This is a genomic window from Halomonas sp. MES3-P3E (assembly GCF_002836035.1).
Taxonomy (GTDB): Bacteria; Pseudomonadota; Gammaproteobacteria; order Pseudomonadales; family Halomonadaceae; genus Vreelandella; species Vreelandella arctica.
On sequence record NZ_PJBT01000183.1, the window covers coordinates 17,205 to 32,547 of the forward strand.

Sequence of the window (15,343 nt, forward strand, 5' to 3'; positions counted from 1 at the left end):
TCGTTATGAAAGAGCCGGCCAATATCAATACGATGACCGTACAACCCACCCCAACCGCCACCGTGTACGGCATGCCGGCTTATGCCGATCGTGCTGCAGCCGTGGGTGAAGTGCATGCGCGCCCGCATCTGTTGCTTGAGGCCCCCCGCGGTATATTGCAGCTCGCTTTCATGACCGAAGGTGACCAGACCAGGGATCAGATGGCGATGAGCGAGTTGTCTCATCGCTTGGGCGTTGCCGAGCCCGACCACGCTACGCCGCTACACGGCATGACATGGGATGAGGGAGACCTTCACTGTGAAAAGCACACCGAGTTCTCCACGTATCTCTGGTGCGCTTCGCTGGATTCCAAGACGGGAGAGCCTTGCGGAGAAAATCCCTTCAAACATGGATTTGTTCCTCCGGGCCCGGTCATATCCGGCATCCGCTTGAGACTTCTTCCGTGGATACCAGAAACGGAGAAGGAGGCTGATCGCTTCGATCCTGCCAGCCTGTGCTACTCGCTGGTAGAGAACGGCTCTGCCGCCATCTTGACCGACTTCCGACAGGATGAGGATGGCCTGACGCAGATCCTCATCCTTGCTCGTGATTTGACCCCGGCGCGGGCAGGTGCGCTGGCTCAACTTCTATTGGAGATCGAGACGTACCGTACCTTGGCGTTGCTGTCTCTGCCGTTGACGCGATCGATGACGTCGGAGCTGCGACACATGGAGTCGCGGCTTGCTGCGATCACTGACGAGATGTGTACGAATTTGGTAGAACGCCGCGATAGCGACGTGCTGCTTTCCGAATTGACAGGTCTGGCCGCCGAACTGGAAGCTGGCATCGCGGCAAATCTCTATCGCTTCGGCGCCAGCCGTGCCTACTACGAGATCGTCGAGGAAAGGCTGGCTGCGCTTTCAGAAGTGGCCGTATCCGGATACAGCACCTGGGCGGATTTCCTGCAGCGTCGCATCGCTCCAGCCATGCGGGAGTGCCAATCCGTAAAGGAGCGCCAGGCCAAGCTCTCCGACAAACTGACCCGAGCCATCGCGTTGCTGCGTTCGTGGATCGACGTCGAACTTGAACGCCAGAACCGCGATCTGCTGGCTTCGATGAATAACCGGGCCAAGTTGCAATTGCGCCTTCAGCAAACCGTCGAAGGCCTGTCGGTCGCGGCAATTTCTTATTACGTCGTGAGTCTTCTCGGCTACCTGCTCAAGGGCATTCCGCTCGTTCACGACAGCGTGGCGCAGGTGATGGCGGTTCTGGTACCTGCGGTGATGCTGACGATCTGGTGGATCGTCCGCAGGATAAGACACGCCCACAGCGACACGGCGGCGGAAGAGAAACCTTCCTGACGAGCTGCCGTCCTGGCACGGGATAGCTGCGCCGTCCGTTTGAACAGAGGAGAACAACATGCCAAGCAATTCTTTCGGTGAATCCTCTTGTACCGCTGCGGCCAGCGGCCTCGTGCAGGTGCGTGGCGCGCGTGAGAACAACCTCAAAGAGGTGGACGTCTCTATCCCGCGGAATGCGCTGGTGGTGTTCTCGGGTGTCTCCGGCTCCGGGAAGTCCTCGCTGGCCTTCGGCACCATCTATGCTGAGGCGCAGCGACGCTACTTTGAGTCGGTGGCCCCCTATGCACGGCGCCTGATCGACCAGGCGGGCGTGCCGGACGTAGATGCGATCGACGGCCTGCCACCAGCGGTGGCGCTGCAGCAGCAGCGGGGGGCCAGCAATGCGCGTTCCTCCGTGGGCAGTGTGACCACCCTGTCCAGCCTGGTGCGGATGATGTATTCGCGCGCCGGCGCCTATCCCGCCAACCAGCCGATGCTCTACGCCGAGGATTTTTCGCCGAACACGCCGCAGGGGGCGTGCCCGACCTGCCACGGCTTGGGTCATGTGTACGAGGTGACCGAGGCGAACATGGTGCCCGACCCCTCCCTGAGCATCCGTGAGCGGGCGATTGCTTCCTGGCCACCCGCCTGGCAGGGCCAGAACCTGCGCGACATCCTGGTCAGCATGGGCTACGACGTTGACCGGCCGTGGAAGGACCTGCCAAAAAAGGATCGCGACTGGATTCTGTTCACCGAGGAAACACCAACGGTGCCGGTGTACGCCGGTTTCACGCCTGCCGAAACCCGCACCGCGCTCAAACGCAAGATGGAGCCGAGCTACATGGGCACCTTCACCGGCGCCCGGCGGTATGTGTTGCACACCTTTGCCAATACCCAGAGCGCGCTGATGAGAAAGCGCGTATCCCGGTTCATGGAGGGCAAACCGTGCCCTACCTGCCACGGCAAGAGGCTCAAGCCCGAAGCGCTGTCGGTTACCTTCGCTGGGGTGGACATCGGCGCGTTTATGCAGATGCCGCTGGACCACTTGGCGGCATTGCTCGAACCCATCGCACAGGGCGATTTCCGCGCCCATGCAGCGGGTGCGGCTACAGACAAGGAATCGACCCGGCGCGAGCGTGCCGAACGCGCTGCCACCGGCCATGCGGTCCATGCGGTATCGCCCGACGTGCGCCATACCTCCGCGCTGTCGGAAGAAAAGCGCCTCGCCGCGCAGCGCCTGGCTGGAGGCGTGATGGCGCGCCTGCACCAACTGCGCGAGCTAGGCCTGGGCTACCTGACGCTGGACCGGGCCACGCCGACGCTTTCGGCCGGCGAGTTGCAACGCTTGCGGTTGGCCACGCAATTAAGTTCCCTGCTGTTCGGCGTCGTGTACGTACTCGACGAACCCTCGGCGGGCCTGCATCCCTCCGACAGCCAGGCCCTGTACGATGCACTCGACCGGCTGCGCGACGCGGGCAACTCGGTGTTTGTGGTGGAGCACGACCTGGACCTGATGCGCCGCGCGCAATGGCTCGTGGATGTCGGGCCGGATGCCGGGGAGCGTGGCGGCCGCGTGCTCTACAGCGGCGAGCCGGATGGGCTGCGCAAGATTGCCGAATCGCGTACTGCACGTTACCTGTTCGACGAAATTCCCGCACCCGGAAGCCGAGCACGCGAAGCAACCGGCTGGTTGGAGCTGCAGGGCATCCACCGCCATAACCTGCATGGCGTGGATGCGCGCATTCCGCTGGGCGTGCTGACAGCCGTTACCGGCATCTCTGGCTCCGGCAAATCCAGCCTCATCGCGCAGGCCCTGCCGGAATTGGTGCTGCTGCACCTGGGCCACGAGCCTGAAGACGATGCCGCCGAAAGCGCCACCAGCGAAGGGCCGGCAGTGGTCGAAGCGACCGGCGGCCATCTGGCGGGCGACGTGGACGCCATACAGCGCCAGGTGCAGGTAGACCAGAAGCCGATCGGGCGCACGCCGCGGTCGAACCTGGCTACCTACACGGGTCTGTTCGACCATGTGCGCAAGCTGTTCGCCGCCACGCCCGATGCCCGACGCCGCCGCTATGATGCCGGACGGTTCTCGTTCAACGTCGCCAAGGGGCGCTGCGAGACTTGCGAGGGCGAGGGTTTCGTTAGCGTGGAACTGCTGTTCATGCCCAGCGTGTACGCGCCGTGCCCGGCCTGCCATGGCGCGCGCTACAACGAGGCCACGCTGAAGGTGCAGTGGAACGGGCGCAACATCGCCGAGGTGCTGCAGATGACCGTGGACGAGGCCAGCGAATTCTTCGCGGGTGAAGACGCGGTGGCAAGGCCCCTGCAACTGCTGCGCGACATCGGACTGGGCTATCTGCCCCTGGGGCAACCGGCCACCGAGCTTTCCGGTGGCGAGGCGCAGCGCATCAAGCTGGCGACCGAGCTTCAGCGCAGCCAGCGCGGCCGAAGCCTGTACGTGCTCGACGAGCCGACCACCGGGCTGCACGCCTCGGATGCCGACCGGCTGCTGGTGCAGTTGCAGCGCCTGGTCGATGCCGGCAATACCGTAGTGATGATCGAGCACGACATGCGTGCGGTGGCCCAAGCCGACTGGGTGATCGACGTAGGGCCAGGCGCGGGCGCTGCCGGCGGCAGCATCGTGGTGGCGGGCTCCCCTCAGCAGGTGGCCCGAAAGTCTGGCAGCCGAACCGCTCCGTTCCTGGCACGGGAGTTAGCGCGGGCCGAGTAGCTTAGTTCGCCAAATGTTCAGGCCATTTGGGTGCTTGCGACAATTAGGATGACCTGTTGATGACAACTATCTTGGCTAGTTGAGCGGCGTTTTTCAAGTTAGTTGTCACCATTGACCGTTTTAAGCGGCCTTTTTTTCTATCTGTTTAGTCTGCTGTTTTTCAGGATTCAGCGTTGTCGGTCCCACTGGTGTGCAGTTCCTAACCTCGCGGTTTCCCCAACGACTTGGGTTAGCTGCTTTAGCGGCTTCAATTCGTTCTTTGCATTGAGCCAGTATCGCAACATCCTGCCCTGTATGGCGCTGATGTGGCGTGACGAACCGCAACTTACTGTGCTTATGCTCGTAGTTGTACCACCGCGTAAACTTCAGCACCCATCCCCTTGCTTCATCAAGGCTTTTAAAGCCTGCTGATGGCCAGTCCGGCCGATATTTGCAGGTTCGGAACAGTGACTCTGCAAACGGATTATCGGAGTTATTGTCAAATCTGGTGTACGGACATCAGGCCACGTTCCTGTCTGATTGATCCTGTACTTGTTCGCCGTCCTTGAACTTCACGTTGTTGACCACGAGAGTCAGCAGATTAAATCCTTTGATCCGCTTCCAGTTCTTCTGGGCTGACTCCAGCAGCTTGTAGACCATCGCCAGCGTGGTCTCTCGCGAGCCGCAGTTTCGCGCTCGTTTGGTTCTCAGCCGGACAGTCGCGAACGTGGATTCGATCGGATTGGTTGTCCGGATGTGAACCCAATGCTCTGCCGGGAAGTCGTAGAACGCCAGCAGTTCTTCCCGATCCTTGCGCAGGCGCTCCATGGCACCAGGATACTTCGACTCGAAGCGAACCAGCGCCCGGTCAAAGGCTTTGTGTGCCTCGTCCTGTGTCTCTGCCATCCATATATCATGCAGTGCCGCCTTCACCTTGGGTTGAACGGACTTCGGCAGTGCAGACAGGATATTGGCTGTCTTGTGCACCCAGCAGCGCTGATGACGGGTATCGGGGTAACACTTGGCCACTGCTTTCCAGAACCCAAGAGCACCGTCACCGACCGCCAGCTTAGGACTTGTCGTCAGGCCTCGCTCACGCAGGCCCAGCAGCAGCTCTGACCAACTGGCTTCTGACTCGCGAAAGCCGTCCTCAACGGCGACCAGCTCCTTGCGGCCGTGCTCTGTGACGCCGATGATCACCAGCAGGCAGAGGCGATTATCCATGCGTACGTTGCTGTAGATGCCATCCGCCCACCAGTACACATACCGCTTCTGGCTAAGATCACGCTGACACCAGCCGCGGTGCTCGTCAATCCAGTGCTGCTTCAACCGACTGATGGTATTGGCGGAAAGCCCCTTGGCCTGATCGCCCAGCAACGCGGACAGCGCATCCTGGTAATCGCCCGTACTCACGCCCTTCAGATACAGCCAGGGCAGCAGCTCTTCGACACTCCGGGCGCGCTTCAGGTACGGCGGCAACAGAGAGCTGTTGAAGCGGACGCCGGAACCGCTACGATCCCTGACCTTCGGCACCTTGATCTCGACATCGCCGGTACCCGTCTGGACCGTGCGCTCTGGCAAATAGCCATTGCGCACCACGGCCTTGCGGCCATCCGGCAGTCGATGTTCAGCATGCTGCTCCAGTAACACCTGAAGTTCAGCTTCTACGGCCTAAGCGATCAGTTCGCGGGCACCGTTGCGCAGCAACTCTGTCAGCGGATCTGTCACCTGTTCTTCTGGTTGTGAAAGAGCTCTCAGGGTAGACTTGGTCATGGCGTATCACCTTCTGTTGATTGAGATCTTGGTCGTGATCAATCAACAGGATACGCCATCCACCTATCTCCTCGTACACCAGAAATCATCATAACTCCAAGGACATAACTGATGACTGACTACTTTGTTCAGGCGTTTATATACCTGGTGGCTGCGGTCATCGCGGTGCCGCTGGCCAGGCGGCTCGGACATCTGCCTCGGGGCCTGAATCATGAGGTGTGGGCGTGCATGCACTTCGTTCACGGCCGCCGCCCTATCGGCATAGGCCGGCATTCCATACACGGTGTCGGTTGAGGCCGGCTGACCGTTCGGATTGTGGGTCGACTCGGCCATAATGACCTCAGGTTGACGGGTAAAGGAAATACAGAGTGGAACTCTAGTAACACTATAGCCCACTACGCGAAGGTAAACCCAGTGAGCGATTACAACGCGACGTAACATTTGCCAAAGAACAGGGTCAAGGCAGGGAAAGTTCCCGTCTGATGGCCTATACTTGGTAGTGAAGAAACCTACACTAGCTATCGCGACTCCACGGTGACACCACTCTGGACGCGCTCAGCGGATCGGGAGGTGTTGCTTGCAGCGCACGACTGATATGCCCGACAGCATTACCACGACGCTCACCTATCTGGTCAAGCACGACGCGAAGCCCTATGTGCATACCGAAGCCCTGACCGGTGAAAGTGAACCGCGCTACTTTGCAGAACAGGAGGAGCGCGATGTCACGATATACAACGGCCGACCACTGGTAGACAGCCTATCTTTGGACAAGCAGGGGTTCGAACTTCATCGGCGGGATACGGTGGTCGACGACCTTTACGACGATACGTTGGTGGAAAGCGTCTACTACGCCGAAGTCGAGGCTTTGATCAAAGAACTGACGGGGGCGAGCCGGGTCGTCATCTTCGACCACACCCGGCGTAGCGATGCCGAGCAACGGGGCATTCGCGGCCCGGCCAGCCGCGTGCATAATGACTACACCGAGCGCTCGGGGCTTGAACGTATCCGCGACGTGCTGGGCAGCGAACAGGCCGACGCGCTGGCAGCGGTGCCAGTCGCTCAGATCAACCTCTGGCGCCCGATAAGCGGGCCCGTCAAGCGTTCGCCGCTGGCCCTGCTGGACGCATCGACGCTCGACCCCGATGACCTGCTGGCCACCGACCTGATCTATCCGGACCGTATCGGTGAGATCTACCACTTGGCCTACAATCCGCGCCAGCGCTGGTACTATTTTCCGGACATGCGCCGTGACGAAGCCTTGCTAATCAAAGGGTATGACTCACGCCACGACGGCCGTGCCCGCTTCACTCCCCATACCGCCTTCCAGGACCCCCATACGCCGCCAGGAGCCCCGCCTCGCGAGAGTATCGAGGTTCGCACCCTGGCCTTCTTCGGTTAGGTGTTGACCACCTGGCGACGGCCTCCTCCGTACAGTATCTGACCGGCTTATGTCGACATGGCGAAGTCAGGTAAAACGAATTGCCCGATTTCCTCAATCACCTCACCGGCGGGGCGTTGGCCGTATTTCAAATTGATAATCACATGGTTTACGCCGATCTTCTGCAAACTGTGGAGCAGCGCAATAAGGTGATGCCGTCCCAGTTGATACCCCAAGTGGATCGGCCGTGGGGGTGTCTGCGGGTTATCTGTCAGGTCGAGGTAAAGTGACTGGGTGAAGGGTTTGAACAGCTCGCCACATTCATCACGAACCGCCGTGCGCCAGCTCTCGACAACCGCTTGCTGGGCCTTCGGGGGTCGCGGATAACTGATCCACCCATGACTGTAGCGGGCGATCCACTCCAGCGTCTGGCGGCTATGGCCGGTCACGAAGAATGGAATTTCCGCTGTGGTTGGCTTGGGAATCAGATCAGCTCCTTGAAGCGTGCCGCCGGACCAGGTTATAGGTACGAAACTGCTGCGCTGAACCTCGCGAAATACCTTGAGGTATTCGCGGAAGAGGCTGCCGCGTTGCTCCGGGTCGACACCGAATGCTGGGAACTCTACTGGACGGTCACCGGAAGCCACGCCGAGTAACAGACGGCCACCACTGAGCTGATCAACACTCGTTGCGGCCTTGGCAGTGTGTAGGGGATTACGGATTGGCAGGATGACCGAGGCGGTACCCAGCGCAATCGAGCGAGTGTGTGCGGCCATAAAACCCAGGTAGACCCAGGGATCGAACACCTGACCGGAATCACCGAAGCTGGGATCGCGTAACGGCACGTCGCGAAACCAGAGGGCAGAGAAACCCAATTGTTCGGCAAGTTGGGCCAAGCTTACCTGGTTGGCCATAGTTGGCATATCGCCGGTAAAGGCTTCGAGAGGGAAGAAAAGGCCCAGGCTCAGGCGGCCTTGGCGATAGGTGCGCTGAAAGCCAGCTTGTTGCTGATAGGGAATGGAATTCGGAGTAAACATGCCCTTTCCTCCATTTATTCCCGCTGCAAGGCCGCGGGATACAGCGGTACAGTCGAGTGCGACAAGCCTACCCGACCCGGGTTGATACTCACTGAGCATCATGGTGTCATGATTCGCGCGCACCTCACTCTCGTAACGACCCTCCCGCTAGCCTCTTCACTATTCGCGCTTCTGCCTCCCCTCCTGCTCTCGCACCAGCCAGTAGATTGCGCCGAGAGCCAGAATCGCCGCGCTCAGCCCCAGCAGAGTCATGGGGTCGATCTTTGTGGCATCGAGGATAATGAACCTTCGAACCAGAGCGAGGAGCGCAATTAGCAGGACGGTCTTGATTTGCACGATACTATTCTGACGCTCGGCTATACTCAGCACGGAATGATTGAATTCCAGGGCAATCAGTAACGTCATGACCATGCCGAAGACCACTTGGAAGACAGATTGGTTGGCAGGATCGACAACACCAAGCACAATCAGCGTGAGGATGCGCCAGGTCAGATGGACGAGAGCCACCGCGACCACGAGACTGAGCAGCAGCGTGAGAATTATCGCCACAATCTGCTCGAAGCGCTGGTAGTAGGACATGTTCGGCCAAGCAAGGCGTGTCTCTGAGAACCGTCCAGCGAGTGCGGAACCTACGCGGCGCGACCTACTACCGCCACCCCCTTGTAGGGGCTTTCCTCTGGACATGTATCATGCCCTCCTGTCCGCCGCCCGCGCGGCTTCGTCACTCCGGTTCGGTGGCAGGCACCTTTGTTTCCTTCTCCCAATGGATTTCACCTCGATCCTTGTCGTAGATGAAGCGCAGGCTATCGCCTTCCTCTATTTCGCCGCGCAATACGGCACTCGCAAGGCGCGTCTCGATCAGGGATCGGATCTGGCGACGAAGTTCGCGCGCACCGAACTCTGGCCGGTAGCCGACATCCGCCAAATGGTCGATGAGCGAGTCGTCGAACTCCACCGTCAAGCCCTGTCCGTGCGCGATACGCTTCACGCGCTCGAGCTGCATACCTACGATGTCACGGATCTGTTTGCGGTCGAGTGCGTGGAATACAATGATCTCATCGATGCGGTTGATGAACTCCGGGCGGAGATAACGACGGAGCACGTTCAACAGTTCCGACTTCAATTCCGCGGCGTCCTTGCGCTCGTCCTCCGGGGCCTCGAGGTTTTCCCGGATGAGATCAGAACCGATATTGCTTGTGGCTATTATGATGGTATTGGTGAAGTCCACCACACGCCCCTTGCCATCAGTGAGCCGCCCATCCTCGAAGACCTGCAGCAACACATTCTGGACATCCATGTGTGCTTTCTCGAACTCGTCAAGCAGAACGACGCTGTACGGCTTTCTGCGTACCCTTTCGGTAAGCTGCCCCCCTCCTCGAACCCGACGTACCCGGGAGGCGCCCCAATAAGGCGCGCGACCGTGTGCCGCTCCATGTACTCGCTCATGTCAACGCGGATCATCGCCTCCTCATCACCAAATACTGTTTCCGCAAGGGCTTTGGTCAGCTCTGTCTTTCCCACGCCCGTGGGTCCGAGAAAGAAGAAGGTTGCGATGGGACGGCGACGGTCGCCCAGCCCGGCGCGAGACAAACGCACGGCATCGGATATGGCTCTTACTGCCTCGTCCTGACCGACGACCCGCTGATGCAGACGCTGTTCCATCTCCATCAGCCTGGTGCGCTCCTCCGTGGTGAGCTCTGCCACCGGAACGCCGGTCAGGCGCGAAACGATCTGTGCCACATCCTCGACGCCCACCTGGTTAGCGCTAGTGCTCCGGGTCGTGTTCCATTCCTCCAGGCCTTGGTCATAGTCGCCCTGGTGTTCTTCGATACGAGCTTCCAGCGCGCTCGCGCGCTCGAAATTCTTGCGGTTGGATGCGTAGTCACGCTCACGCCGCAGCTGGTCGATCTGTGCACCGAGCTCGTGAAGCTCCGGCGGCCGCGAAGTGCCACCGATTCGTACCCGGGCAGCCGCCTGATCTATCAGGTCAATGGCCTTATCCGGCAGGAACCGGTTGGTGACGTAGCGGTCGGCCATCTCCACTGCAGCGACAATCGCCTCGTCGGTGATCGTCACCTTGTGATGAGCCTCCAGTCGATCCCTGAGCCCCCTTAGTATATTGATGGTCTGGTCAATCGTTGGTTCGGCGACGAACACCGGTTGCAGCCGCCGCTCTAGCGCTGCGTCTTTTTCAATGTGCTTCTGGTATTCGGCCAGCGTGGTCGCCCCGACCAAATGCAGTTCGCCACGCGCCAGTTGGGGCTTGAGGGTATTCGCGACGTCCAGCCCGCCTTCGCCCCCGGTCGATCCGGCGCCGACAATGGTGTGCAGCTCGTCGATGAACAGCACAATCTCGTTTTGGTGGGACGTAATCTCGTCGAGGACTTGTTTGATCCGCTCCTCGAATTGACCACGATATTGGGAACCCGCCACCAGCGAATTGATGTTTAGCTCAACCACCCGTTTGTTCTGCAACAGGTCCGGCACTTCGTTGTGAACAATTCGCTGCGCCAGCCCTTCGACGATGGCGGTCTTGCCGACGCCCGGTTCACCGATAAGAACGGGGTTGTTCTTGCGGCGCCGGGAAAGAACCTCGATCAGGGTCTCGACCTCGGCCGCTCGCCCGATCACCGGGTCCAGCTTGTCCTCGTTAGCCAATGCCGTAAGATCCCGACTGTACTTGTCCAGGGTGGGCGTGTCGCTTTGCTCCGGCAGTCGCCCCTCCTGTGCCCCCTTTCCGACCACCTGCACAGCCTTCTGCCGAAGACCGTGTGCTGAGAGGCCATAACGGTTCAGCAAGTCGCTGGCCAGCCCCTCCTCCTCGGACAGACCGATCAGAAGGTGTTCGGGACCAATATAGCCATGCCCGAGGTCTCTCGACGCCTGGAAGGCGCGCTGTAGCGCGGCTTTCACTCGTGGGGAAACTCCGATCTTTGTAGGCCCGTCCGTTTCAGGTTCGCTCGCAGCTTTGGGTGTCAGTTGCTCAATCTGGGCCTTGAGGTCCTTGGCCGATAGCTGGTATCGCTTGAGGAGCGCTTGCACCACATCGTTATCGGCCAGCGCGTAAAGCAGGTGGCTGGTATCAATCAGCTGCGAACCCCACTCCGTCGCTGTAGCCGCGGCTTGCTGCAGAATCTGCTCGCTTTGCTCGCTAAGTAAGTCACCGAGGGCGACCGATTCGCTATCCTGCGGCCGACCGTTCTCTCGGCTGGCGACCCTGCCAAAGCCGAAATCCTCGTCTCGCGCCAGCCGCTCGAAGAAATCGTCGGCGAGCAGCCCGCTTCCAAATAGGGATTCAAACGGAGAGGCACTTCGTGCTCTCAGGCGCAAATAATCCGTTTGGCATACGTTGAGAGTGCGTCTGCGTCCGGCCTGTGAAACGGTTACCTGCAGAGCCGCAGGGCGTTGTTGGCAGATATCGCATGATATTTGCTGCGATTTTTCTGGACTCTTGTTCATGATCCCTCCTTTGTACCGTTGTATGGCTTACAACAGTCATATAGGAACCGCTAAGCCTTGGAGAAGAGGCGGAGCCCAGTAAAACTTGGGAGGGGGCAGAGCCCGGGAGAAGATTAAATAAGTATAGCCCGAGGTAGACTGAAAGCAAGGCGGCAAGCAGCAGCAGGGCCCCGCCATCCCGGGCGAATGAACCGCCAGCACCAACTCCATACCCTGGTTCTTTTTTACTGCTGGCCGTGTTCGAACAAGCCGCATCAACACAAACCGCGTCAGAGGTGCCTGCCGACGTGCCCCACACGCAACAGTTTAGTTAGATCCTCTGTCGGCACCGGCCTTGCGAACAGGTAACCCTGCATATACCGGCATCCGCTTTCACGCAGCAATCGGCACTGTTCCGGTGTCTCCACGCCCTCGGCTATAACATCCAAGTTCAGGCGCTGAGCCATGGCGATGATGGCGTCGGCGATCGCGGCACTGGCCGGATCGCTTGTGATTTCGCGGACGAACGACTGGTCGATCTTAAGCGTATCGATCGGGAAACGCTTCAGGTAGCTCAGGCCGGAATACCCGGTGCCGAAGTCATCCACCGCGATGCTCACGCCGTAATCCTTGAGGCACGTCATCGTTGCGACCGCCGTATCGACATCCTCCATGAGCATGCTCTCGGTCAGCTCGAGTTCCAGGTGTTGCGGGTCAAGTCCGGTCTCCGGAATAACCGGGGCGGTTCACCAACAGCAAATGGAGCCGCCCAGCGCTTGACATATTCCCCTATCAACACGCCGTGCACACCAGGTATGTCTAGAGCTTGGGGGTGGTTGACCAAGTATGCCGTGCATGGGCATGCGGTGAGCGCAACACTGCAGCATGCAAGGTACCCGGAGGTGTAGCGAGATCACCACCATAGCGTCCAAGCCCCCTCAGCAGGGCTTCGTCTTCGACGCGAGCTTGGCTCTTGCCAATAAAGTTGCTGCGCTTACTATTAAGTCCGGTTGGCTCAGGCGCGGTCATGCTCTCCTCCTTGGTGGCGTCATGAAGGCCGACCACCTGTAAGGGAGTCTAAGGAGCACACGTGGGGAAGCCTTGCCTCACAAAATGAGAACTTCCCGAATTGTACTGAGATTTTCCCGAGAGTCTGATCCGTGCAATAGCCCCCAGACACAACGCGCCGCGACAGGGTGGTTCAACACATTAATAGAAGGCAATTGACCTTCACTGCGCTCGGCGAGCACTGCCGACTGGCAGGCGTGCGAATCGAAGAAGGCTGTCGAGGGTTGCTAAGATAGTTTTGGAAACTGTTTCACACCTAGGGTGCGAACCGCTGAAAAATATGACATTTCCAGATGAAAGCTAAGCATATCGTCTTCGCTTGGATCGATGCCTGATTCTTACTGAGTCGGGTTAACAATGCTTTTCAAAACCTGCCTCGAAGCTTGTTCAGACAGAACAGCGAGCATCCCAGCAGCGTAAGGCATAATGAATATCGACACGACGCTGATAGAGTATCGCCATCGTCTCACTCAACCTAGCCAGACAAAGGTTCTCTCGACAAGCCAGCGATGGCGTCCGAGTCGTTGATCACCCTCTATGCCCCGGCGAGCGATGCGAGGCTGGATGCCGCGAGCCTGATATGACCGGCGGCAGCGAGAACGCTCTGGTCGGCCCCATGAAACTGCTGAACACTATCGAGCATCGAGCAGAGCCATCAAAAGCAAACTGTCATGCATGTTGACCCTCGACAGTAGGATGGACAACGGAACATGCGTTTACCATTTATTGATAACGGCCATGGTCAACCTAGAAACGCAAACCAACCTTTCATCGTTATTTTTGATATGTATTTCCCATATCTGAGTAGATCCGCCGATATGTAGCGGCCTCGCTGTTCCATAGACCCAGCCAGACTGCATTGGCCTCACATGGTTCGCATTAATCTCCTGGCCAACGGCGATCTTGCTGCAGTCTTTCAGACAGAAGTTAGCAGCTATACTACCTAGGGTTTCAGCAAGTACTACCGATGCACCACCATGCAGTATGCCGGCAGGCTGAATGGTTCTTGCATCTACTGGCATCCTTCCACTAAGAGAATCATCCCCAATTTTAGTGAATTCAATTCCGAGATGACTTATTAGGGTCTCCTTTGCACTCAAGCCAAGCTCATCAAGAGTTATCTGTTTTTGCCAAATCATAGTTCATACCCTGTTATGATAACCAATCACACGAATAATAAAAAACCGCAGATACAAGCGTTGCTATACTATTAGAAAGAATCTACGTCTTTCCTGAACCGTTGAACAACAGCTCCCCCCTAGCCGGCAGCTCCGCGTCGGCACTTTCTTTGCCACTCCCCAGCCGGCTATCAGCCCATACATGTTCAAGCCCCATTAACTTAAGCCAGTTCGGCTTATTAGTGAAGTCGAGCAGCCCTCTTATTAAGCGGCATGCTTGCGAGTATGTAGAGCCGAAGGAGCAATATTCAGGCGCTTTCGCTATCGAAACCTTCTTATTAGTGAGGAGCACCCAAAGGTATAGCGATTCCTCACGGGAGCGGTGCCGCCGGACTGGTATCGCCAAAGCGTCGTCGAACCAAGTCCTTCCCATGCGGTCAACATGGACTTCACCTCGCAACTGTACGAGCGCCTATTCAGACCCGGCGGATTATTCATACGGAGCCTAACCGGAAGGCTGGAAGTGCCAAATGACCTTTTCAGTAAGCCTCTATTAATATCCGTAACCATGTTTGCATTACCCTCTCTATGGTCGAGTCCTGTCAAAAAAGGAAACCTGCATCGCTTGTACAAGCGTAAGACCCTGGGCCGTGCTCAGAGCGAGGAAGTGCTGGATACACTGAAGCTATATGTCGAAGCCGGAAAGGTCTTAGGTGATCGTGATAGCGCCCAGGAGTGGCTGCACAGCGAGGTTCGAGCGCTGAATGGGTCTCAGCCCATCGATATTTTCGATACCTTCGCTGGCCGCGAAATGGTGAGGGATGTACTAGGCAAGATTGAGTTCGGGGAGCTCAGCTAATAATATTTTGGATGCGGGGAGGCAATCATCTCGCAAAGCCACATAAATGCCCTTAGCACTTACCAACACTAAGGGTACCCGAGTCAAGTTATATCGAATCACCTAAGTACGCTATTTGACCACCCTTTCTGGCCAGGGCGGAAGCTGCCGAGACGGTGGACGCTGGAACAAAACCGGCCATTCTTTACTGTATTTCGGCCTGTTAGCTGCGACCGTCATGCTCGAAATGGGGAACTACACCTCGAATCCCCGGCGGCGTTGCCAAAATCATGCACATCACCGCGCCAAGTAGTGACTTCTTCAGGCTACCGCCCTCGGTGAACACCACGAATAAAGCCCATCGTGAACGTAAGCATGGCCACCAAAGTGATGGGCAAAAAAATCCAGCAGCCCATGCCAGAAGTTGGGGTCTCTGCCATTCATAGGGCGTTTCTCTTTTCGTCTTGGGTTCATAGCGCACCTCTCGGGCGGGCCTCGTCAGTTAGGCGATGGAAATACCGCCAGCCGCTTCATAAACACTCAGCAGATCATCTGTCGCCAGCTCCCACTGGCCATAGCCAGCATCTGGGACGCTTGCCCAGATGCACCGACACGCATGAATCGCTTCTTTGATGCGGCCATAATGGATTAGGGAAAATGCCTT

12 protein-coding genes and 3 pseudogenes are annotated in these 15,343 nt (G+C 58.3%); 5 read left to right on the top strand and 10 right to left on the bottom strand.

Features of this window, described 5'->3' with window-relative positions; all coding sequences use genetic code 11:
• Positions 1-5 precede the first annotated feature (5 nt).
• Together CXF87_RS13475 and CXF87_RS13480 are read left to right on the top strand one after the other, a co-directional pair.
• Positions 6-1,340, top strand: coding sequence for a DUF3422 family protein (locus CXF87_RS13475; protein WP_101146949.1), 1,335 nt, complete (start codon positions 6-8; stop codon positions 1,338-1,340).
• A gap of 58 nt (positions 1,341-1,398) precedes the next feature.
• Complete coding sequence (locus CXF87_RS13480; RefSeq protein ID WP_101146950.1) at positions 1,399-4,050, top strand: excinuclease ABC subunit UvrA; 2,652 nt, start codon at positions 1,399-1,401, stop codon at positions 4,048-4,050.
• A gap of 120 nt (positions 4,051-4,170) precedes the next feature.
• Here CXF87_RS13480 and CXF87_RS13485 read toward each other — a convergent pair.
• A pseudogene (locus tag CXF87_RS13485) lies at positions 4,171-4,524 on the bottom strand (integrase core domain-containing protein); the annotation flags it as partial.
• Positions 4,525-4,548: 24 nt separating this feature from the next.
• Positions 4,549-5,802: pseudogene (locus CXF87_RS13490) on the bottom strand (IS256 family transposase).
• Between the two features lie 577 nt (positions 5,803-6,379).
• On the opposite strand from CXF87_RS13490, the gene CXF87_RS13500 reads away from it, so the two are divergent.
• Entirely contained in the window at positions 6,380-7,201 is an 822-nt protein-coding gene (locus CXF87_RS13500; protein WP_101146952.1) for a CmcJ/NvfI family oxidoreductase, read from the top strand.
• Positions 7,202-7,248: 47 nt separating this feature from the next.
• Here the strand turns inward: CXF87_RS13500 and CXF87_RS13505 are convergent, their stop codons facing one another.
• The 7 genes and pseudogenes from CXF87_RS13505 to CXF87_RS13530 form a co-directional block, all read right to left on the bottom strand.
• Positions 7,249-8,217: an LLM class oxidoreductase gene (locus CXF87_RS13505; protein WP_101146953.1), complete on the bottom strand. Its 969-nt coding sequence runs from the start codon at positions 8,215-8,217 to the stop codon at positions 7,249-7,251.
• 159 nt (positions 8,218-8,376) lie between these two features.
• Positions 8,377-8,796, bottom strand: coding sequence for a phosphate-starvation-inducible PsiE family protein (locus CXF87_RS13510; protein WP_101147050.1), 420 nt, complete (start codon positions 8,794-8,796; stop codon positions 8,377-8,379).
• 142 nt (positions 8,797-8,938) lie between these two features.
• Complete coding sequence (locus CXF87_RS22440) at positions 8,939-9,220, bottom strand: hypothetical protein (protein ID WP_431313219.1); 282 nt, start codon at positions 9,218-9,220, stop codon at positions 8,939-8,941.
• A 108-nt stretch (positions 9,221-9,328) separates the two neighbouring features.
• Positions 9,329-11,676: pseudogene (locus CXF87_RS13515) on the bottom strand (ATP-dependent Clp protease ATP-binding subunit); the annotation flags it as partial.
• Positions 11,677-11,945: 269 nt separating this feature from the next.
• Positions 11,946-12,389 (bottom strand): EAL domain-containing protein, encoded by a 444-nt coding sequence (locus tag CXF87_RS13520; RefSeq protein WP_082116891.1) that lies wholly within the window; start codon positions 12,387-12,389, stop codon positions 11,946-11,948.
• A gap of 85 nt (positions 12,390-12,474) precedes the next feature.
• The gene (locus CXF87_RS13525; protein ID WP_198556110.1) at positions 12,475-12,684 is read right to left on the bottom strand and encodes a hypothetical protein; all 210 of its coding nucleotides are present in this window, start codon (positions 12,682-12,684) and stop codon (positions 12,475-12,477) included.
• A 755-nt stretch (positions 12,685-13,439) separates the two neighbouring features.
• Positions 13,440-13,862: a hotdog fold thioesterase gene (locus CXF87_RS13530; RefSeq protein WP_022523788.1), complete on the bottom strand. Its 423-nt coding sequence runs from the start codon at positions 13,860-13,862 to the stop codon at positions 13,440-13,442.
• Positions 13,863-14,466: 604 nt separating this feature from the next.
• Between CXF87_RS13530 and CXF87_RS21670 the strand changes: the two genes are divergently transcribed.
• Positions 14,467-14,700 carry an MbcA/ParS/Xre antitoxin family protein gene (locus tag CXF87_RS21670; RefSeq protein ID WP_157826556.1) on the top strand — a complete coding sequence of 78 codons (234 nt, stop codon included), beginning with the start codon at positions 14,467-14,469 and terminating at the stop codon, positions 14,698-14,700.
• Positions 14,701-14,815: 115 nt separating this feature from the next.
• Positions 14,816-14,992 (top strand): RES domain-containing protein, encoded by a 177-nt coding sequence (locus CXF87_RS22445; protein ID WP_422822711.1) that lies wholly within the window; start codon positions 14,816-14,818, stop codon positions 14,990-14,992.
• Between the two features lie 8 nt (positions 14,993-15,000).
• On the opposite strand, the gene CXF87_RS22290 is transcribed toward CXF87_RS22445, so the two are convergent.
• Positions 15,001-15,123, bottom strand: coding sequence for a hypothetical protein (locus tag CXF87_RS22290; protein ID WP_269801108.1), 123 nt, complete (start codon positions 15,121-15,123; stop codon positions 15,001-15,003).
• Between the last annotated feature and the right edge of the window lie 220 nt (positions 15,124-15,343).

What these genes read in the sequence shown, in the direction of transcription:
- CXF87_RS13475 (WP_101146949.1), top strand. Translation starts at nt 6, where the DNA reads ATGAAAGAGCCGGCCAATATCAATACGATGACCGTACAACCCACCCCA.
- CXF87_RS13480 (WP_101146950.1), top strand. Translation starts at nt 1,399, where the DNA reads ATGCCAAGCAATTCTTTCGGTGAATCCTCTTGTACCGCTGCGGCCAGC.
- CXF87_RS13505 (WP_101146953.1), bottom strand. Translation starts at nt 8,217, where the DNA reads ATGTTTACTCCGAATTCCATTCCCTATCAGCAACAAGCTGGCTTTCAG.
- CXF87_RS13510 (WP_101147050.1), bottom strand. Translation starts at nt 8,796, where the DNA reads ATGTCCTACTACCAGCGCTTCGAGCAGATTGTGGCGATAATTCTCACG.
- CXF87_RS22440 (WP_431313219.1), bottom strand. Translation starts at nt 9,220, where the DNA reads ATGCAGCTCGAGCGCGTGAAGCGTATCGCGCACGGACAGGGCTTGACG.
- CXF87_RS13525 (WP_198556110.1), bottom strand. Translation starts at nt 12,684, where the DNA reads ATGACCGCGCCTGAGCCAACCGGACTTAATAGTAAGCGCAGCAACTTT.
- CXF87_RS13530 (WP_022523788.1), bottom strand. Translation starts at nt 13,862, where the DNA reads ATGATTTGGCAAAAACAGATAACTCTTGATGAGCTTGGCTTGAGTGCA.
- CXF87_RS22290 (WP_269801108.1), bottom strand. Translation starts at nt 15,123, where the DNA reads ATGAATGGCAGAGACCCCAACTTCTGGCATGGGCTGCTGGATTTTTTT.